This is a genomic window from Candidatus Methylomicrobium oryzae, from assembly GCF_016745425.1.
GTDB classification, from domain to species: domain Bacteria; phylum Pseudomonadota; class Gammaproteobacteria; order Methylococcales; family Methylomonadaceae; genus Methylomicrobium; species Methylomicrobium oryzae.
On record NZ_JAERVK010000012.1, the window covers coordinates 135474 to 154365 of the forward strand.

22 protein-coding genes and 1 tRNA gene are annotated in these 18892 nt (G+C 56.5%); 10 read left to right on the forward strand and 13 right to left on the reverse strand.

All coding sequences use genetic code 11. From position 1 onward, the window contains the following. The first annotated feature begins 209 nt into the window (after positions 1-209). The 6 genes from JJL52_RS14425 (at position 210) to ubiD (ending at position 6397) form a co-directional block, all read left to right on the forward strand. Positions 210-539: an exosortase system-associated protein, TIGR04073 family gene (locus tag JJL52_RS14425; protein ID WP_202053189.1), complete on the forward strand. Its 330-nt coding sequence runs from the start codon at positions 210-212 to the stop codon at positions 537-539. Between the two features lie 271 nt (positions 540-810). Continuing rightward, positions 811-1314 carry a DUF1269 domain-containing protein gene (locus JJL52_RS14430; RefSeq protein ID WP_202053190.1) on the forward strand — a complete coding sequence of 168 codons (504 nt, stop codon included), beginning with the start codon at positions 811-813 and terminating at the stop codon, positions 1312-1314. Positions 1315-1463: 149 nt separating this feature from the next. Next, positions 1464-2240 carry a pentapeptide repeat-containing protein gene (locus tag JJL52_RS14435; protein ID WP_202053191.1) on the forward strand — a complete coding sequence of 259 codons (777 nt, stop codon included), beginning with the start codon at positions 1464-1466 and terminating at the stop codon, positions 2238-2240. Positions 2241-2340: 100 nt separating this feature from the next. Next, positions 2341-4380, forward strand: coding sequence for an oligopeptidase A (prlC, locus tag JJL52_RS14440; RefSeq protein WP_202053192.1), 2040 nt, complete (start codon positions 2341-2343; stop codon positions 4378-4380). A 16-nt stretch (positions 4381-4396) separates the two neighbouring features. Continuing rightward, on the forward strand, positions 4397-4861 hold the full coding sequence (locus tag JJL52_RS14445) for a Uma2 family endonuclease (RefSeq protein ID WP_202053193.1): 465 nt from the start codon (positions 4397-4399) through the stop codon (positions 4859-4861). A 72-nt stretch (positions 4862-4933) separates the two neighbouring features. Next, positions 4934-6397, forward strand: a complete 1464-nt coding sequence (ubiD, locus tag JJL52_RS14450) for a 4-hydroxy-3-polyprenylbenzoate decarboxylase (protein ID WP_202053194.1) — start codon at positions 4934-4936, stop codon at positions 6395-6397. Positions 6398-6515: 118 nt separating this feature from the next. Here ubiD and JJL52_RS14455 read toward each other — a convergent pair whose 3' ends face one another. The 3 genes from JJL52_RS14455 to JJL52_RS14465 form a co-directional block, all read right to left on the reverse strand. Then, positions 6516-7199, reverse strand: a complete 684-nt coding sequence (locus JJL52_RS14455) for a Fe2+-dependent dioxygenase (protein ID WP_202053195.1) — start codon at positions 7197-7199, stop codon at positions 6516-6518. A 2-nt stretch (positions 7200-7201) separates the two neighbouring features. After that, positions 7202-7900 carry a PepSY-associated TM helix domain-containing protein gene (locus JJL52_RS14460; RefSeq protein WP_202053196.1) on the reverse strand — a complete coding sequence of 233 codons (699 nt, stop codon included), beginning with the start codon at positions 7898-7900 and terminating at the stop codon, positions 7202-7204. Positions 7901-8101: 201 nt separating this feature from the next. After that, positions 8102-10276, reverse strand: coding sequence for a TonB-dependent receptor (locus JJL52_RS14465; protein WP_202053197.1), 2175 nt, complete (start codon positions 10274-10276; stop codon positions 8102-8104). Positions 10277-10573: 297 nt separating this feature from the next. On the opposite strand from JJL52_RS14465, the gene bfr reads away from it, so the two are divergent. Then, a complete protein-coding gene (bfr, locus tag JJL52_RS14470; RefSeq protein WP_202053198.1) occupies positions 10574-11041 on the forward strand; it encodes a bacterioferritin in 468 nt (155 codons plus the stop codon). A 90-nt stretch (positions 11042-11131) separates the two neighbouring features. On the opposite strand, the gene JJL52_RS14475 is transcribed toward bfr, so the two are convergent. From JJL52_RS14475 to JJL52_RS14505, 7 genes are all read right to left on the reverse strand, one after another. Beyond that, positions 11132-11554, reverse strand: coding sequence for an ExbD/TolR family protein (locus JJL52_RS14475; protein WP_202053199.1), 423 nt, complete (start codon positions 11552-11554; stop codon positions 11132-11134). Next, complete coding sequence (locus JJL52_RS14480) at positions 11554-12252, reverse strand: MotA/TolQ/ExbB proton channel family protein (RefSeq protein WP_202053200.1); 699 nt, start codon at positions 12250-12252, stop codon at positions 11554-11556. Before JJL52_RS14480 ends, JJL52_RS14475 begins: the two co-directional genes overlap by 1 nt. Positions 12253-12254: 2 nt before the next feature. Beyond that, positions 12255-13118 carry an energy transducer TonB gene (locus JJL52_RS14485; protein WP_202053201.1) on the reverse strand — a complete coding sequence of 288 codons (864 nt, stop codon included), beginning with the start codon at positions 13116-13118 and terminating at the stop codon, positions 12255-12257. A gap of 77 nt (positions 13119-13195) precedes the next feature. Further along, a complete protein-coding gene (gene hemP / locus JJL52_RS14490) occupies positions 13196-13378 on the reverse strand; it encodes a hemin uptake protein HemP (RefSeq protein ID WP_202053202.1) in 183 nt (60 codons plus the stop codon). Between the two features lie 8 nt (positions 13379-13386). Beyond that, positions 13387-13659 (reverse strand): hypothetical protein, encoded by a 273-nt coding sequence (locus tag JJL52_RS14495; RefSeq protein ID WP_202053203.1) that lies wholly within the window; start codon positions 13657-13659, stop codon positions 13387-13389. Between the two features lie 348 nt (positions 13660-14007). Next, positions 14008-14988, reverse strand: a complete 981-nt coding sequence (locus tag JJL52_RS14500) for a 2Fe-2S iron-sulfur cluster-binding protein (RefSeq protein ID WP_202053204.1) — start codon at positions 14986-14988, stop codon at positions 14008-14010. A gap of 42 nt (positions 14989-15030) precedes the next feature. Beyond that, entirely contained in the window at positions 15031-15399 is a 369-nt protein-coding gene (locus JJL52_RS14505; protein WP_202053205.1) for a group I truncated hemoglobin, read from the reverse strand. A gap of 242 nt (positions 15400-15641) precedes the next feature. On the opposite strand from JJL52_RS14505, the gene JJL52_RS14510 reads away from it, so the two are divergent. After that, positions 15642-16286: a helix-turn-helix transcriptional regulator gene (locus tag JJL52_RS14510; RefSeq protein ID WP_202053206.1), complete on the forward strand. Its 645-nt coding sequence runs from the start codon at positions 15642-15644 to the stop codon at positions 16284-16286. A gap of 19 nt (positions 16287-16305) precedes the next feature. Here JJL52_RS14510 and queA read toward each other — a convergent pair whose 3' ends face one another. After that, complete coding sequence (gene queA, locus JJL52_RS14515; RefSeq protein ID WP_202053207.1) at positions 16306-17331, reverse strand: tRNA preQ1(34) S-adenosylmethionine ribosyltransferase-isomerase QueA; 1026 nt, start codon at positions 17329-17331, stop codon at positions 16306-16308. Positions 17332-17417: 86 nt separating this feature from the next. Here queA and JJL52_RS14520 point away from each other — a divergent pair. Further along, a tRNA-Leu gene (locus JJL52_RS14520) sits at positions 17418-17504 on the forward strand. A gap of 162 nt (positions 17505-17666) precedes the next feature. Beyond that, the gene (locus JJL52_RS14525; protein ID WP_202053208.1) at positions 17667-17936 is read left to right on the forward strand and encodes an Arm DNA-binding domain-containing protein; all 270 of its coding nucleotides are present in this window, start codon (positions 17667-17669) and stop codon (positions 17934-17936) included. A gap of 26 nt (positions 17937-17962) precedes the next feature. On the opposite strand, the gene JJL52_RS14530 is transcribed toward JJL52_RS14525, so the two are convergent. After that, positions 17963-18202, reverse strand: coding sequence for a hypothetical protein (locus JJL52_RS14530; protein WP_202053209.1), 240 nt, complete (start codon positions 18200-18202; stop codon positions 17963-17965). 222 nt (positions 18203-18424) lie between these two features. Next, a complete protein-coding gene (locus tag JJL52_RS14535; RefSeq protein WP_202053210.1) occupies positions 18425-18781 on the reverse strand; it encodes an HPF/RaiA family ribosome-associated protein in 357 nt (118 codons plus the stop codon). Positions 18782-18892: the final 111 nt, after the last annotated feature.

The following is an 18892-nucleotide window of genomic DNA, read 5'->3' on the forward strand; positions in this document are numbered from 1 at the left end:
GCGATTTTCACGCGGTCTTAATGTTAGGTGGATAATTGCCGAGTATAGTTAAGAGCGCGTTATTTTCTTGAATATACTGGCTACGCATAACAGTGAACGAGTCGGGTCCGGGAAAAATCCGTAAACCGTCTTCCATACTCTCTGGTTTATGCCCACTCAATAGAATTTTTGCCGATAAGGTGCGAGCACCGACTACGGGAGGTTAACAGATGAACAAATTACGTTTTTATTTGACGGTCGCGATTGCCGCGCTATGGCTGGGCATTGCCGCCGACGCCAATGCCGCCAATACGGCGGCCGGAAAATTCGGACGCGGCCTCGCCGGAATGACTTGCGGGTTTCTCGAAATTCCAGGCAATATCGTGCATGAAACGCGCCGCAGCGGAGCAATGGGCTTTCCGGTGGGTCTGGCTAAAGGGCTGGGCATGACGGTAACTCGTGAATTAGTCGGCGTTTACGAATTTATCAGCGCGCCTTTCCCGGTGCCTGCCGGCTTCAGACCCATTTTAAGCCCCGAATACCCTTGGGATTACTTCTAGCCGAAAGGCATCAGATACCTTCGGTTGGCGTCAGGCTTTACGCTGCAGCGCCAACCTTCCCGGCAAATTTCTGACTACGCGACCGAATATCTGGCGCGCTTTTATTTGTTTCCTGCGTTGCCCCCGTTCTGCGCCCCGAATCCGCCGCATCAACAATGAACCGGACGCCAAACGGACGAGTCCAACCCTCAAGTAAATCCTCTGTGCAGCCTGCATCCGAACTTATTTTCGGGACAGGTTCTTAACCGATCGAAATTGAGAGGGCAACGCGATGAGACGCATTTATTTTTTAGTGCCGGACATCAAAACCACGCATAACATTGTCAATGAGCTTCACCAGGAGGGCTTCGACGACCGCCATATCCACATACTCGCCAAGCGCGACACGCCGTTGGAAGATCTGCCGGAAGCCACCATTCTGGAAAAAACCGATTTTATCCCGGCCGTCGAACGCGGCATCGTACTGGGCGGCACCTCCGGCTTGCTGGCAGGATTGATCGGTTTGTCTTACGCCGGATTCGTGATTGCCGGCGGGCCGCTCCTGGGAGTCATCCTGGCCGGCGCTACCATCGGCTCCCTGGCGGGCGGACTGACCGGGATGAGCACAGGCAACTCCAAACTCAAACAATTCGAAGAGGCAATCGAAAAAGGCGAATTGCTGGTGCTGCTCGATATACCGACCGAACGAATCACCGAAATCACCCAAAAGATCCTGAAACACCATCCGAATGCCGAATTCGACGGCATCGAGCCGATTTTACCGCCGACACACTGATTCCTCCGAAATGACTAAAACCTCCCGGCCGCCGGAGCCTCGGACAAAGCGGGCCATTTTCCAGCGCGGCGTTTCCGGGTTGCAATCCAGTCCCTGCGGCGTTAGAGTTGTCCGTGCACTCAACGTCTCACTTTTCTGGAGTTTGCAATATGATTTTCCGATCCATCTTGGCGGGCCTGCTGGCGATCGGCTTTTACGGGATGGCTATTGCGGCCGAACTCGACCGCCCGGAAGTTGAAAAGCGTCTCGCCCAGGCCGGCAAGGGCCGCCCCGCCGATCTGCGCCGGAAAGACCTGACCGGCCTGGACTTGTCCAACCTGGACTTCCGCCAAGCCGATTTATGGGGAGCCGATCTGCGCCGGGCCAATTTCAGCCGGAGCAACCTGTCGGGATTGAATCTGGATCTGACCGTGATGACTCACATCAATTTGTCCGGAGCCGATTTGTCCAACACCAGCATTTTCGGGGTTTCGATCATGAATGCCGATCTCAGCGGCGCCAATCTGACCGGCAGCCGGATCATCGCGAATCTGGACCGATCCGATCTGAGCCGTGCCGATCTGTCTCATGCGAACTGGGGGGCAGACATGAAGAACCAGCCGATGGGCCTGATGCGGGTCAGCCTGAACAGCGTCAATTTGTCGGGCGCCGATCTGAGCGATGCGAATCTGAACCGCGCCTTGATGCGGCATGCGAACTTGAGCGGCAGCCGCTTGCACAATGCGATGCTAATCAGCGTCGATTTGTCGGGTGCGGACTTGACCAATGCCGACTTGAGCGGCGCCGATCTGTCCGGCAGCCACCTGGAAGACGCCGATCTGACCGGCGCCAACTTGGCTGGCGCCCGCTTGACCGGGATCGGCAACAAATCCACGATCAAGGGCTTGGATAAGGCTAAAAACCTGCCATCGGCGATTTTCGACTAACTACGCTTTTTCCCCGATAAATTCGCCGGCCGAAGAAATCGCGGCCGGTTCCGCTGTCTTATATAATGACGCAATCTCGATTTCACAACCGGATACTTTCATGAGCAACCCATTACTGGCCAATACCGAACTGCCGCTGTTTTCTGAAATCAAACCCGAACATGTCGTCCCCGCGATCGATCAGCTGTTGGCGGAGGCGCGCGCGACCGTCGAAAGCTGTCTGAATGCTACGACCGACTATAGCTGGAAAAACCTGGTCGAGCCGATCGAAAACGCCGAAGACCGGCTCGGCAAAGCCTGGTCGCCGGTCAGCCACATGAATTCGGTCGTGAACAGCGACGCACTTCGCGAAGCGTACAACGACTGCTTGCCGAAACTCAGCGCCTATTCGACCGAAATGGGTCAGAACGAGGCGCTATTCAAAGCCTATAAGTCGATCGCGGAAAGCGAAGAATATGCCTCACTGGATACCGCGCAGCAAAAAATCATCCAAAACGCATTGCGCGATTTCCATTTGTCCGGCATCGATCTCGACGCCGAAAAAAAGCAGCGCTACAAGGAGATCAGCCAGGAACTGTCGCAGCTCGCCAGCAATTTCGAAGAAAACGTGCTCGATGCGACGAATGCCTGGACCAAGCTAATCACCAACGAACTCGACCTGACCGGCCTACCCGACTCGGCCTTGGCACAGGCCCGGCAGACCGCGGAACAGAACGGCCAGGAAGGCTGGATGATCACGCTGCAGTTTCCGTCCTACCATGCGGTAATGACCTATGCGGATAACCGCGAGCTGCGCCGTGAGCATTACGAAGCCTATGCGACCCGCGCGTCCGATCAGGGTCCCCAGGCCGGGCGCTGGGACAACAGCGAAAACATGGAGAAAATCCTCGCGCTACGCCACGAAAAGTCCCGCCTGTTGGGTTTCGACAACTATGCGGAACTTTCGCTGGCGAAAAAAATGGCCGAAAAGCCGGATGAGGTAATGAATTTTCTCGAAGACCTGGCCGATAAATCCTGGCGGCAGGCGCGCCGCGACCTGGCCGAACTGCGCGACTTCGCCCGCACCTATCATGGCGTGGGCGACCTGCAAAGCTGGGATATCGGCTATTACTCCGAAAAGATGCGCCAGCATTTTTATCAGCTGTCGCAGGAAGAAGTGAAAGCCTATTTCCCGATCACCAAGGTATTGCCCGGCCTGTTTGCGGTAGTCGAAAAGCTGTACGGCCTGCGTATCAGTGAAATTCACGATTTCGATACCTGGCACCCGGACGTCCGCTTTTTCGAGATTTCCGACCAAAAAGGCGAGCTGCGCGGCAGATTCTTCATCGATTTATACGCGCGTCCGAAAAAACGCGGCGGCGCCTGGATGGACGACTGCGTCGGCCGCAAGAAAATCGACGGCAAGGTGCAGACACCGGTCGCCTATCTGACCTGCAACTTCACGCCACCCACAGGCAGCGATCCGGCGCTGTTGACACACGACGAAGTGACGACGCTGTTCCACGAATTCGGCCACGGCCTCCAGCACATGCTGACCCGAGTCGACCATCTCGGCGTATCGGGCATCAACGGCGTCGAATGGGATGCGGTCGAACTGCCGAGCCAGTTCATGGAAAACTGGTGCTGGGAAAAAGACGCGCTGCCCTTGATGTCGGGCCATTATCAAACCGGCGAGCCATTGCCCGACGAGCTGCTGAATAAAATGCTCGCCGCGAAAAACTTCCAGTCCGGAATGCTGATGGTACGCCAACTCGAATTCAGCCTGTTCGATTTCCGGATCCATCGCGATTACGACCCAAAGAAAGGCGGACGCATCTACGAAACTCTGAGCCAGGTCCGCGAACAGGTGGCAGTCGTGATTCCGCCCGCATTCAACCGGTTCGCGCACAGTTTCGGCCACATTTTCGCGGGCGGCTATGCGGCTGGCTATTACAGTTACAAATGGGCCGAAGTGCTGTCCAGCGACGCTTTTTCGCTGTTCGAAGAGAAAGGCATCTTCGACCCAGCAACCGGCAATGCGTTTTTGACGAATATTCTCGAAAAAGGCGGCAGTGAAGACGCCATGGAACTGTTCGTCAAATTCCGCGGCCGCAAACCGACGATCGATGCCTTACTCAGACACAACGGCATCGAAGCCTGACCGGCGGAGGTAATGGATGGAATGGGCTGAAATCATCAACAATCCGCTCTTCGAGAATCTACCGTTCAAGATCGAGTTGAACCGTTTCGGGCAGATTCTGATGAGCCCGGCCAGCAATAGCCACGGCAACATGGAATTCCGTGTCGGCCGTGCGCTGGAGCAAGGATGTCCGCAGGGAGAAATCATCATTGAATGCGCCATCCAGACCGCTGACGGTGTTAAAGTTGCGGATGTAGCCTGGGCCAGCGCCTCGTTCATCGCCGAGTTCGGCTATGTTACCCCTTATCCTCAAGCCTCCGAGATCTGTGTTGAAATTCTGTCGCCTTCGAACTCCGAGGAGGAAATGCGCATCAAGATCGATCTTTATCTAGCGCGCGGCGCCCAAGAGGTTTGGCTGGTCGACACCGCCGCCAAAATCCGTGTCTTCGGCCATACGGGCGAATTGCCCGGATCGCGCTGGATCGACACCATCCGGATCTAATCAGGTTGTAGGGTACGCATTGCGTACCATTTAATTCGGAAGCTTTTCCCTATAATCAATATCAACGTCATAATGAAATACAAAGACCTCCGCGACTTCATCGCGCAACTCGAAAAAGAAGGCGAACTGAAGCGGGTCAACGCGCCGGTCGACCCACACCTTGAAATCACCGAAATCTGCGATCGCACCCTGAAACAAGGCGGCCCAGCGCTGCTGTTCGAAAATCCGGTCGGTTCGACAGTTCCGCTGCTGGGCAACCTGTTCGGCACCGCGCGCCGGGTCGCGATGGGCATGGGCGCCGACTCGGTCAGCGAATTGCGCGGGATCGGCGAACTCCTGGCCTACCTGAAGGAGCCCGAGCCGCCGAAAGGGATGAAGGATGCGTTCGAAAAGTTTCCGGTGTTCAAGCAGGTCTTGAACATGGCGCCGAAGCTGGTCAAGGATCCGCCGTGTCAGCAGGAAGTGATCGAAGGCAGTGACATCGATCTCGGCAACTATCCGATCCAGACTTGCTGGCCGGAAGACGCCGGGCCATTGATCACTTGGCCCTTGGTGATTACGAAAGGCCCCTTCAAGGAGCGGCAAAACCTCGGCATCTATCGCCAGCAAGTGATCGGCAAGAATAAAGTCATCATGCGCTGGCTGGCGCACCGGGGCGGCGCGCTCGATTTCCGGGAATGGCAGAAAGTCCGGCCGGGCGAGCCTTATCCGGTCGCGGTCGCGCTCGGCGCCGATCCGGCCACGATCCTCGGCGCGGTTACCCCGGTGCCAGATGCGCTGTCCGAATATGCGTTTGCAGGACTCCTGCGCGGCAGCAAGACCGAGGTCGCGAACTGCCTGAGCAACGACTGGCTGCAGGTGCCGGCCAGCGCCGAAATCGTGCTCGAAGGCTTCATTTATCCCGGCGAAACCGCGCCCGAAGGCCCGTTCGGAGATCACACCGGTTACTATAACGAAGTGGACGAATTTCCGGTGTTCACGATCGAGAAGATCACTCAGCGCCGCAACCCGATCTACCACAGCACCTACACCGGACGCCCGCCTGACGAGCCGGCGATTCTCGGCGTCGCGCTAAACGAAGTGTTCGTGCCGATCCTACAGAAACAGTTCCCGGAGATCGTCGATTTCTACCTGCCGCCGGAAGGCTGCTCGTACCGGATGGCCGTGATCAGCATGAAAAAGCAGTATGCCGGTCACGCGAAACGGGTGATGCTGGGCACCTGGTCGTTCCTGCGCCAGTTCATGTATACGAAGTTCGTGATCGTGGTCGACGACGATGTCGACGTGCGCAACTGGCAGGACGTGATCTGGGCGATCACTACCCGAATGGACCCGGCCCGCGACCTGACGATCCTCGAAAATACCCCGATCGATTATCTCGACTTTGCCTCGCCGGTTTCGGGGCTCGGCTCGAAGGTCGGCTTCGATGCGACCAATAAATGGCCCGGCGAAACGAACCGGGAATGGGGCCGGACGATCGCGATGACCGAAGAAGTCATCAAAAAGGTCGACCGAATGTGGGAAAGTTTGTTTTAAACGACTAAAAGCCGTAGGTACGATTAGCGTAGCGTAATCGCACGTATGTGAGGTGAAGCCATATTCCGCCGGTTACGCTATCGCAGCAGGCTCTCGCAGTAGCAGACCCGTGCCGCTCCTACATATCCGCCCACATGCGCAGCAGGTTATGGTAGCAGCCGGTCAGATTGACCGCGGCCGGAATGTCCCCCTGCGTTTCGCGCAGCTCAAGAATCGCCATGTCCATTTCGAACAGCAACCGTCGGCGTTCGGTTTCGCGCACCATGCTCTCGATCCAGAAAAACGACGCTAGCCGGGCGCCGCGGGTGACCGGCACGACCCGATGCAGGCTGGAACCCGGATACAGCACCATGTCGCCGGCCGCCAGTTTCACCGCGTGATCGCCATAGGTGTCCTCGATCACCAGTTCGCCGCCGTCGTAGCTGTCGGGGTCGCTGAAGAACAAGGTCGCGGACAGATCGGTGCGGACCCGGACGCCGGAGTCGGCGCAGACGCGCACCGCGTTGTCGATGTGATTGCCGAAAGTGTTGTAGGCGCCTTCGTAGCGGTTGAATAACGGCGGAAAAATCCGTTTGGGCAAGGCCGCGGACAAGAACAGTGCGTTCCGGTTCAGCGCCTCGAGCACGACTTGGCGGACGGTCAGGCTGGCTTCGCACAGTTCCGGCAATTGCAAGTTCTGCTTGACCTTGGCTGACTGGGTGCCGGCGGTGATCCGGCCGTCCGCCCAGTCGGCACCGGCCAGGATGGCCCGGCATCGAGCAAGTTCCTCGATGGACAAGACTTCGGGAATCTGAATCAGCACGCTCAGCCTCCCGCCGCCTGCCAGGCAAATCCGACCGCCAGGCCGAGCGATCCGAGGCCGAGGCCGGCGGCGGCAAGGCGTCCGCCGTGCAAGCGCGTCCACAGCAGAATGCCGGTCAGGCTCAATACGATCAGGCCGCCGGCCAGGGTATCGGCCAACAGCACCCAACCGATGCCCATGCCGACGCCTTTATGCAGATTGGTCAGCAGCGCAAACAGGTTCCCGGTGCCGCGCTTGACGGTCACGGAACGGTTGCCCGGCCAGTATTCGGCCTGCACCGATTCCCGTGGCGTACGCACAGTGACCTGCCAGCGTGGCGGCTGCTCGACGCTGATGCCGTTCCAGACGACCGTTCTCGCCGGCTCGCGCTGGATTTTCGCATGGCGGGCATCCAGCCCGAACTCCTGTCCGAGCCATTCCGCCAGCGCCTTAGGATCGGCAGGAAGCGGCTCCGGCAATGCCAGCTGTACTTCGGACTTTTCGATTTTAGCTGCGGGGATCTTCATCACTTCATGATGATTCAGCAAAATGCCGGTGATCCCGAACAGCAGCCCCAGCGATGCCCCCCAGAGCCCGAACCAACCGTGAGTCCTGCGCAGCCATTTCAAAAAACTGCCGCGCACCCAGCGTTTCGGCAAGAACAGATAGCCGCCCCCGGTTTTGGGGCGGGGATTGACAGTGATACTTTGCGATTTATGCATATAATCTCAGGATGTGATGGTCGCTTCCCTATCGCTCCGATGTTCCCCGCGAACCCTCAGAAGAACAACGCCTTGGATACGACATACGGTAGGGTACGCTGCGCGTACCTTTGCCAGCACTCAACCGCAGAACATTCTGAAAAGGTACGCGCAGCGTACCCTACGTCCAGGAGGAGAGAATACATCTGTACGGCCTGTATGTTAATACTTCAGCCTGACCGACAGTTGCCCGGACACGGGGGCGCCCGGCAACGCGGAACGGGTTTGCCCCGATTCGTAGTAAACGGTATCGGTCAGGTTGAACACGTTCAACTGCACATCGTAATGTTTCTGGTGGTAGGCCACCACCGCATCGAGCCGCGCATAACCGGGCAAAGTCACTTCGTTGACCGTGTCGGTATGCCGCTCGCTGCTGTAGAACACCCCTCCCCCGATCTCCCAGGCATCGGTCAGGTGATAACTGAGCCAGGTTACGCCGCTGTGCCGGGGTACGTTGACCGGAATCATCCCCTGCAGGGATTTGGTCTGGCCGCTGACCGTGCCGACCGCGGTCGAGTTCGATTTGGTCACCTCTGCATCCAGATAAGCATAGGTCATCGACAAATCCAGGCGCGGCAGGATTTCGCCAGCGAGGCCCAGCTCGAAACCGTCGGTACGCTGTTCGCCCGACAGTACGGTCAGGTCGGGATTTGTCGGCGACGCGGTGCGCGCATTGGTCTTTTCGAGTCGGAACAGGGCAGCGGTTGCCGACAGCCTGCCGTCGAACAGGTCGTATTTCGCGCCGATCTCGAAATTGCGGTTCTTTTCGGGTGGTATATTGGCGGTATTGGCGGCCAGGCTGAAGGCTTCCGCGGACGGATTGAACGAGGTGCCGTAGCTGAAATAATACGACTGGGCCTTGGTCGGCTGCCAGACGATGCCGGCACGCGGGTTCCACTGGCGATCGATCCGGCCGAAATCGCCCGCATCGCTCAACCGATCGTCCTGCGAAGCCGAAAACACGTCGTAGCGCACGCCGCCCAAAAGTTTCAGCTCCGACGTCAACTCGAACTGATCCATCAGATAGCCGGCATAGGTGCGGGTTTCGGTATAACGGTTGGTCGCCAGCGTCCCGCTGAAATCGGTGGCGAGACCCGCCCCAACCGAAGGCGTCAGCACCGGATTGAAAATCGAGATCGGTGTGACTCCGATCGAGTTCTTCGATTTGAAATCGTAATTTTCCCAGCCGAACTCGGCGCCAAACATCAGCGTATTGTCGAAGCCGAGCACCGGTTTCTTCAACACGAAATCGGTCTGATTATACAGGTTCTCCTGGTGATTGCCGCGCAGGGCCTGCGTTCGAGCAACCGTGGAAGTCAGTCCCGTATCCGTAACCGCCCCGAACAGGTGCGTCAGGTATTTGCGGTCGTATTCGCCGTAGCGCACGGTGTTCTTGACCGAAAACTCGTCGTTGAAGCGGTGCGACAGGGCGACCGTGCCGACATTCACGTCGGTATCCTGCATCTGGTTGTCGGGAAAGCCGTAATAGGTATTGATCGGCACGTCCGCGGGCTTGCCTTTATACATCGGCACCCCGTAATCGAACACTCCGCTTTCTTCCTGATGCAACAGGTTCGCCGTGAGCTCGGTGTCGGCCGAAATCTTGTACCGGAACGACGGCGCGATGCCCCAGCGGTTGTTGTAGTTGTAGTCGCGGAACGAATCGCTGTCCTGCCACATCAGGTTCAGCCGCGCCGCCAAATCGTCGTACGCGGTTTCCGCATCGATCGACGAACGCTTGAAATCGTACATCCCGTAAGTGAAATCGCCGATTACCTGGTTCCGACCGGTCGGCTTCTTGAAGATCTGATTGATCACGCCGCCCGTGGCTCCCCGTCCGAACAGGATCGACGAAGCGCCTTTCAATACCTCGGCGCGTTCCAGAAAAAACGTATCCCGGCTGTATTGGCCGTTTTCCTTCACCCCGTCCAGGTATTGGTCGGAATTGGCCGAAAAGCCGCGTAGCGTAATCGAATCGCCGGTGCGCCCGCCTTCGCCGGCAGCGATCGTCAGGCCGCTGACGTTTTTCAAGGCGTCGCGCAAATTGAAGGCGTTTTGCGACTGAATCAATTCTTTTTTAACCACGCTGATCGACTGCGGAATGTCGCGGATCGGCATCGCGATTTTACTGCCGGTCGAGGCCGAATCCGCCTTGTAAGCGGCTTCCTTTTTATCGCGTGCGGCCTTGACCTTCACGTCTTTCAGCACGATTTCTTCATTCGCGTCGGGCGGCGTCACATCGGCGGCCATCGCCATACCGCTCAAGGCAGCGCCCAAAGGCAATAAAGCCCCGACCCGCCAGCGGCGCCCGGCGCGTTTTGTGGATTTTTCAGACATAACTTCCCCCGTGGATGTTATTGTTATTTTTCGGATAGTGGCTGCCTGGCGGGAAATGCTGGGTGGCTGGCTTGATTTTGATCGAAGCATGCAGGAATTGCATACAAATGATAATGATTCTCATTATATAAGATTTAATCCCGATGTCAAGCCCCAATTGAACTCAGTGCGGATGCGGCCGATTGCCTAAATAAGGCCCGCATGCTTATAATCCCCGGCATAGGGGGGGGACAAGCCCGGCCAATGCATTTTCACGGCAACGTCCGATTGTATTATTAATTTTTGGGAGTAGAACGCATGCAAGGCAATCAGCAAGTCATCGAATATCTGAATCAACTACTGACCGGCGAACTGAGCGCGGCGGATCAATACCTTATTCACTCTCGGATGTATCAAAACTGGGGCTTTGAAAAGCTGTACGAGCGCATCGCCCACGAAGTGCAGGACGAATTAGGCCATGCGGATGCCCTGATCAAGCGTATCCTGTTTTTGGAAGGTACGCCCGATGTCGCCAAGCGCAACCCTCTCAACGTCGGCAGCAGCGTTCCGGAAATGCTGAAAAACGATTTGGCGCTCGAACTCAGCGTGGTGGCGGCGTTGCGCGAGGCAATCGCCGTATGCGAACAGCAGCACGATTACCAGACCCGCGAAATTCTGCGGGCAATGCTGGAGGATACCGAAGACGACCACACGCACTGGCTGGAAAAACAACTGGGGTTGATCGAGCGGATAGGGCTGGAAAACTATCTGCAATCGCAGCTTTAGCCGGCAGCGTAAAACCGCGCAGCAGATCGCTTCTTCATCCAGCGCATTTTTGGTTACGGCGTTTACTCCTGAAGGTGAAATGCAAAAGCGCTATCGAGAGACTTCCGGCTCGGACACAAAACCGATCCGGCTGACGCCGGCCGTGGCGGCATCGGCGAGCGCTTCAGCGACTTTGCGGTACGGCACGTTCTGGTCGGCGCGAACATGCAGTTCCGGCTGCGGCGTCTCGGTTGCGATTCGCTGCAGGTTCTCCCGTAGCTGATCGCGGCTGACAGAGGCCGCATCCCAAAAGATTTGACCCTCCGCATCGATCGCCAGATCGATGTGTTTGGTTTCCTCCGTCTGAGCGATGCTGTCAGCTTTCGGCAGATCGATCTTGACCGCATGCGTCATCAGGGGCGCCGTAATCATGAAAATGATCAACAGCACCAGCATCACGTCGATCAGCGGCACCATGTTGATCTCGACCACCGGATGCGCATTACTGTTTTGATTGAAGCCTCCGAATGCCATCAGCGTTCTCCCTGCACAGCGGGCAGAGCGCCTGTGGTCAGCAACGCGAACAGGTCATGCGCGAAGGCGTCGAGTTTCGCCAGCACCAGCCGGTTCGAGCGCGCGCAGGCGTTGTAGGCAAGCACGGCCGGAATCGCCACCGCCAGTCCCAGGCCGGTCATGATCAGCGCCTCTCCGACGGGACCCGCGATTTGCTCCAGAGTAGCCGCCCCGCCCTGGCCTATATTGGTCAAAGCGTGAAAAACCCCCCAAACGGTGCCAAACAGGCCCACGAACGGCGCGGTGCTTGCAATCGAAGCCAGCACCGTCAGCCCCCATTCCAGGCGGGCGGTTTCTTCATCGATGATACGACGCATCGCGCGGGTTAGAAATTCGGATGCGGAACCCGCTTCCTGGAGGCGCTGTCCGCCATGCCGGGCATGATGACGCCTGGCGTTTATTGCATGCAGGGTCAACAGAGAAAACGACTCTTCCGGCGTTTTCTCCTCCAATCGTTCGGCGATCTGTTCCAGCGACGCGGCGCTCCAGAACGCTTGCAAAAACTGCGCGGACCGGCGGCGCGCGCGGATGCCCTGCCAAGCCTTGATCAGAATGAAGTACCAGCTGGCGACCGACATGGCCGCCAGAATAAAGAACAGCGCCTGGCCGACGCCGTCGCTTTGGGCAAGAAAATGTTGCAGAGTGGTTGTCGTATTCATTGTTATCCTTCCAAAGAAAAAGAGATCGGCACCACGACCCAGGCCGAAACGGTCGCCGTGCCGCGCCGGGCCGGTACGAACCGCCATTTTTTGACCGTTTCCAGCGCGGACCGGTCGAGATCGGGAAAACCGCTGCTCCGCTTCATCGCAAGCTCGGCGACGGTGCCGTCGACATTAATCAGCGCCCGCACCAAAACCTTGCCTTGTTCGCCGCGCTCGCGCGCCTCCTCGGGATAATGCGGCGCCGGGTTATCCAGATAATCGGCATTCAGATTCGGCAGAGTCAGCGGCAGACTGCTGTCGGCCGATGGCGCCGCGGGAGCCGGTCGGGCGGCATTGAGCGCCGGTTTGGCGGCCGGCGCTTCAAGAGGTTTTGTTATGGACGGCGCCGCTTTCTCGATGTTTTCTGCCGGTGCCGGAGCCGTTACTGGCGCCGGAGCTTGGGTAGACAGTACGGCTTTAGGGCGATTTTTTTTCGGCTTAACGGCCTTCGGTTTCGGCTTGGCCTTGTTTGCGGTCTGCTGTTTCGGTGGCGAGGGCGGTGCGGCCGGCGGTTTTTCTGCCTTCGGTCGAGGCGCTGCAATCCAGGCGACCTGGATCGGGGCAGGCGCAGTCAGCGGTTCTTCATGCTCCGCATCAGACATCCAGGCAAACCCGGCAAAATGCAGGCTCAGCGCCAACAGCAAGGTAGAGACGCCTTCACGGCGTCGACAGCAAGGATGCGCCTCTAAAGGACGATACATCGCAAGATGTTCGGACTCCAGCGCGAAAGGAATCACCTTCCGGCCGATGAGGCTCGATTGGCTCGAACCGTCCGGGCGGTTTGCAGGCGCAGAAAAGTCGATTTTATGAATAATGGCGGGCATGGCCGTACCTCCTGTATCGGAATTCGGAGTGGCTGGCTACCCGGCACGGGATGGCTGGCTATGGGTTGGCGGGAACACTATTTAGTCAGTATCAGCTTCCCGTTGCTCGTAATGCGCAGGCGATATTCTTCCTCGTTATGAAGAATCACGATTTCGTTCCGGGTTCCGAATAAAGCGCTGCTGCTGATCCTGCGCTTCTCGCTGAGCGACTCTGTTGGCGGCACAGCACCGCCGCTGCGAAAGACTTTTTCGCTTTTCATCGACCCGCTCAATGGTAAACAGCCGCGGTTTTACGGGCGTGCTGTTGTTCCAAAAGCTGCGCAGCGATCTTTTGCCAGTGTTCGAGCATTTGCAGATACATGTCGCGCGCGTTCGAAACGGGCTCCAGTTCCGGATGGGTCAGCAGTTGGTTTAATTGGTGAACGATCATGTGCGCCAGCTTGGGACATTGGTGTCCATTGATGAACCGCGTCATCGACAGGCAAGTTGCCGCATGCAGACGCGCCAATTCCCCCTTCTCAACAGATTGTGATTCGAGCATAAGAGTCCTCGCTTCGAGTAATACGAAAAAATGTTCGACGCATCCCGCAGAGAGGGTTGCAGATGCGCCGAACAAGAGCGACGAGAGGTCAATGTTACGGCCCTCGAATAAATGATAATCATTATCATTAATTAATGCAAGAATTGGAGGATCGTTTGCTGAAAGAATGCATGCACAGCATGCTCACTTATCAACAAACCATTGATTAATAAATATTATTAAATCAGAAACGTACCGGCCCGCGGTATTGATGAAATTCCGCCATTGCCGTTTAACTGAATATTTGGGAGGAAAAGGGCGCCGTCCCTTTACGGTCCGGCGCGAAACATGGAGAATTAAAAAGACGATTTAGTATACGGCCTCGGTCGAGACGACAAAGGCGTCACAGTAGATATCCGCCAGCCTGGCGCCTTTCAGATAAGCCTGCTTTTGGGTGCTTTTGACCATATCCGGATGGCCGCAAAGAAATATCCGCCAACGGGACAAATCGGGATGCGCAGCCAAGGCCACCTCATTCGCACGTCCCGAAGCGAAACCTTCCGGCGCGTCCCCACTCGAAACGCACGGCGTATAGGAAAGATTCGGGTAGCGCTTGGCAAGTTCGTGCATTTCCTCGGTCCGATACAGGTCTTCCTTCTCGCGGCTGCCGTGGAACAGGCGGATCGGCCCCGAATGGCCGTGGGCCAGCGCATCGGCCAGAATACCCGCAAGGGGCGCCAGCCCAGTGCCGGTCCCGATCAACAGGAGCCCCTGCTCCTTGCGGTCGGGAAGATAAAAACAGTGGCCTTGCGGCTCCGAAACTCGAAGCAAGTCGCCGACCCTCAGCTCATCATGCGCCCAAGCGCTGAACCGCCCGCCAGGCAGGCGGCGGACATGAAATTCGAGAGTGCCCGACACTTGCGGAATATTCGCGATCGAATAGCTGCGTGTCAGGCCGTCGCTGCGCTGCAGATTGACGAACTGGCCGGCCTTGTACCGGTGCGCGTCATTGACCCGGATGATCAACAGGCGGGTATTCCGGTTCATCAACTCACTGGCAACGACGGCGCAATCCGTATAGCCGGCCTCCTGAGCGGGCAGCTTCAGCCTCATCGATTGCTCGGGAACGCATTGGCAGGCCAAAAAATGCCCGCTGCTTTTGAGCGTATCTTTCAGGTTTCCCTGCGTCTCGGCCGGCGGCGTGACGTCGAGGCTTTGCACGACACAACTCTGGCAGATGCCAGCCCGACAGCCGTAAGGAATATTGACGTTTTCGCGCAGCAGCGTGTCGAGCACGGTTTCGCCCGGCCGGCAGGTAAAACGGTTGTTTTTAATTATTAAGTCGAACATAATGCCACCTCGACAATCAAGCCGCGGCTTGCAATCGCTTGATTACAATCCCAGGACATCCGAACGTGCGCCGAGCGCAATACCGGCGGCTTCGGCGATCAAATCCTCAGGCACATTCAATTCGTGCAGCGTAGCTCCCAAATGCTCCATCACCGCATCGAAATGCGAACCGTCCATGCCCATTTTGACCAGATGCGCATGTGCACTGCGCATGTCTTTGCCGGTGTAATGGTTCGGCCCGCCGAACGCATAGGTGAAAAACGCCTTTTGCTTGGCAATCTGGCTGTCCATGTCGGTTTTGTCGAAGAAACGGTTGATCCGGTAATCGCTCAAGACTTTCCGGTAGAAAAGCTCCACAGCGGCGTTGACCGCTGCTTCGCCGCCAATTCTTTCATAAAGTGAATCACTCATTGTAATTTTCTCATAATTTTTGGACACGAATTTTTCATGCGCCCCTTTCGACAGCTCGAAAAGAAGCCCACAAAATAATTTTAACTCGATATTACACTTATGCAATACTTTTATTGAAAAAGAGAATAAAATAATCCGCAACCCCGTATCAGACACGTCACTACTTTTGCGAGGAACATTCCTGTAGAAGCGCATATTTGCTATGATGCATCCTGATAAACCTTAAAAATAGACAGGCTTTTATGGCTGAAAGCATAAGTTCCAGGCAACATCAAATTCTCGACCTTTTACTCAACACCAAAGCCGGATTAAGCATTGATGAACTTGCTGCTCAATTGGCGATTTCCCGGAATGCGGTGCAACAGCATATCGACAAGCTGGAACGGGACGGCTACGTAAAGACCGGCATGCTGAACAAGACCGCCGGACGTCCGGTGCGCGTATTCGTGCTGACCGAAGCCGGCATCAACAGTTTTCAGAAACAATACGCCTGGTTTTCCGAACTGCTCCTGAGCAAATTACGCCAGGAAATGGGAGTCGTGGCGCTGGAGCGCTATTTGCATGATCTGGCGGAGTCCTTAGCGCAAGGCTTACTGCCGCAATTTGCCGGCAAACAGGGCGATGAACGGCTTGCCGAGCTGATCAAGATCATGAACGCGCTCGGTTTCAAGGCCAGGCTGAATACATCCCGCGAAGAGCCGGCCTCCATCGATGCATTCAACTGCATCTATCACGACCTGGCACAAAAATTTCAGGAGGTTTGCGAGTTTGACCGGGCTCTGATCACGAAGCTGCTGGAGCAGGACATCGAGCATCTCGAATGCATGGCCAAAGGCGGGGGCGTGTGTAAATTCAGGGCTAAACCAAGCGACACCCCGAATCCGTGAAGCGCTCGCTCAGAAGAGTTTAAACGCTTGCCAGAAACATCGCATCGCCGTAGCTGAAAAAACGGTAAGAGTGCTCGATCGCGTGCCGATACGCCTTCATGGTCGTTTCATAACCGGCAAAAGCCGATACCAGCATCAAAAGGGTGGATTCGGGCAGATGAAAGTTGGTCAGCAGCGCATCGACCACATGAAAACGGTATCCCGGCGTGATGAACAGATCGGTATCGCCGCAGCCCGCTTCCAACCGGCCGCTTCGACTGGCCGACTCAAGCGCCCTGACCGAAGTCGTGCCGACCGCGACGACACGCCCGTTGCGCTCCCGCGCCTGTCGAACCGCTTCGACCGTTTCGGCAGGAACCGAAAAAAATTCCTGGTGCATCACATGGTCGTCCAGATTCTCGACCCGCACCGGCTGAAACGTGCCGCTCCCGACATGCAGGGTCACAAAAGCGGTCGAGACGCCTTTCGTGGCAATCCGTTCCATCATTTCCCGATCGAAATGCAGCCCCGCGGTCGGCGCCGCCACCGCCCCCGGCTGCTTTGCGAAAACGGTCTGGTACCGGCTCAGGTCTTCCCGCTCGTCGGCTCGGTCGATATAAGGCGGCAGCGGCACATGGCCGATCCGTTCGAGTATCTCCGGAAGCGACGCTGCCGAATCGAATTCGAGTTCGAACAAATCACCGGCTCGCTCTACAACCCTGCATTGGTGTCCCTGATCCAGCACGATCGCCGCGCCCGGCTTCGGCGCCTTGCTGGCCCGGATATGCGCGACGGCGCGATGCGCATCCCGTATTCGTTCGATCAGGATCTCGACCTGGCCACCCGTGCTTTTCCGTCCGAACAGTCGGGCAGGAATTACTCGAGTATCGTTGAATACCAGTAGGTCCTTTGCATCGACCAGGTCGATAAGGTCGGTAAACTTCCGGTCTTCAATCCGCCAATCGGGAGCCCGCATGCACAACAGCCGGCTGGCCTGCCGCTCGGGTAACGGATGCTGGGCAATCAGATTTTCGGGCAGATGATAAAAAAAGTCGCTTTTCTTCATAAATTAATGAATCGGATTAATCGGCGTTCTATTGTAAAAAAGTCCTTGCCAATACAAAAATTTTTTCATTATAATATCGCTTCTTTGCCGGGGTGGCGGAACTGGTAGACGCGCCGGATTCAAAATCCGGTGATGGTGACATCGTGTCGGTTCGATTCCGACCCTCGGTACCATTTCATGGTTCAGAGCCGTGCAAAGAAATTCAAAAACCCGCGTAGCTTCTGGCTTCGCGGGTTTTTTTATGTCCAATGAAGTTCAACCAGAAACATTGACATCCAATAGCTCTGGGGGTATTTTTCGGGGTACATTTTGTACCCCCAAAAAAATATACCCCCATGCCCCTATCAGACATCAACTGCAAAAACGCCAAGCCCCGCGAAAAGCCCTACAAGCTGGCCGACGAAAAAGGGCTATTTCTGCTCGTCCACTCGAACGGCTCGAAATATTTCCGGATGAAGTACCGGATCGACGGGAAAGAGAAGCTTTTAGCCTTGGGGGAGATACATCCAAAAACCACGCTGAAAAAGGCCCGAACCAAACGCGACGAAGCGCGGGATCGGATCGCCCAGCGCCTCGATTCCAACGGCGCCCGCAGAGAAATCTAAATCGCTAAACAGATCGAGGCGGAAAATCAAAAGGGCGTCGCGACGCCGGCTTGTCGACCCTGAGCGGCGCCAGTGCCGTCGTACCCAACCAATGGACTGATCGATGCCGTCATAGGCCAGTTGGGCGGCCGTACCGGCCAAAACGGTCTGCCGCAGGCGCCGGTCAGTTGGTTGTCGAGATTACAGGCGCGGGACCAGGCGCCGTTGCCGGTCAGGTTACCGTTGCCATCGTAATTCAGCGAGCTGCTGGCGGTGGTGCGGATCAAGCGGAGTTAATCAAAGCGTCTGCTACACTCCGCTATTCGGACACTACGAGGACTGGAATGAATGCAAACCCGGACGCGGCTTGTAAGGTTGTAACCGAAGGGTTTGAAGCAGGCTCCCGCGCCGCAGTGAATGCGGCGCGAGAAACAATGGAATATTGCGGAGATTGTCTAACCGCTTTACTCGCAAGAACAAACTCCACTTTCGCCTTTTTCGGCTCCGGATTATCCTGCCTGCGTTGAATGGTTTTTAACTTCGCCGCGCTGCATCCGAACATAATCTTCGAGCTGCCTGGTTGCGGCATTGAACGCGTCGCGGATCGCGACATACACATCTTCGTGAGCCTGGTTCTCATGACGCTCGCGGCTGGTGACGATTTCCTTGCCCGGCGTGGTAATGTCGATGCGAATATGGTACAGATTGCCCTGGTGATGATGGTGATGGCCGGATTCCACCGCCACCCTGCAACTCATGATGTGCGAATGAAACCGATCGAGTTTGGCGACTTTTTCCCGAATTCTTGCTTCAACCGCTTCCGATGGCTCAATGCCCCGGAAAATGATCTGTAACGGAATTTGCATGATGATTAACCTCTTCTGTTGTTTTCTAAATACGGCTTAGGCTTTTTTGCATATCAATGTCATGCTTAACAGCGCTCCAGCCTAAGCTTTAACCCCTGCGCTTTATTGTAA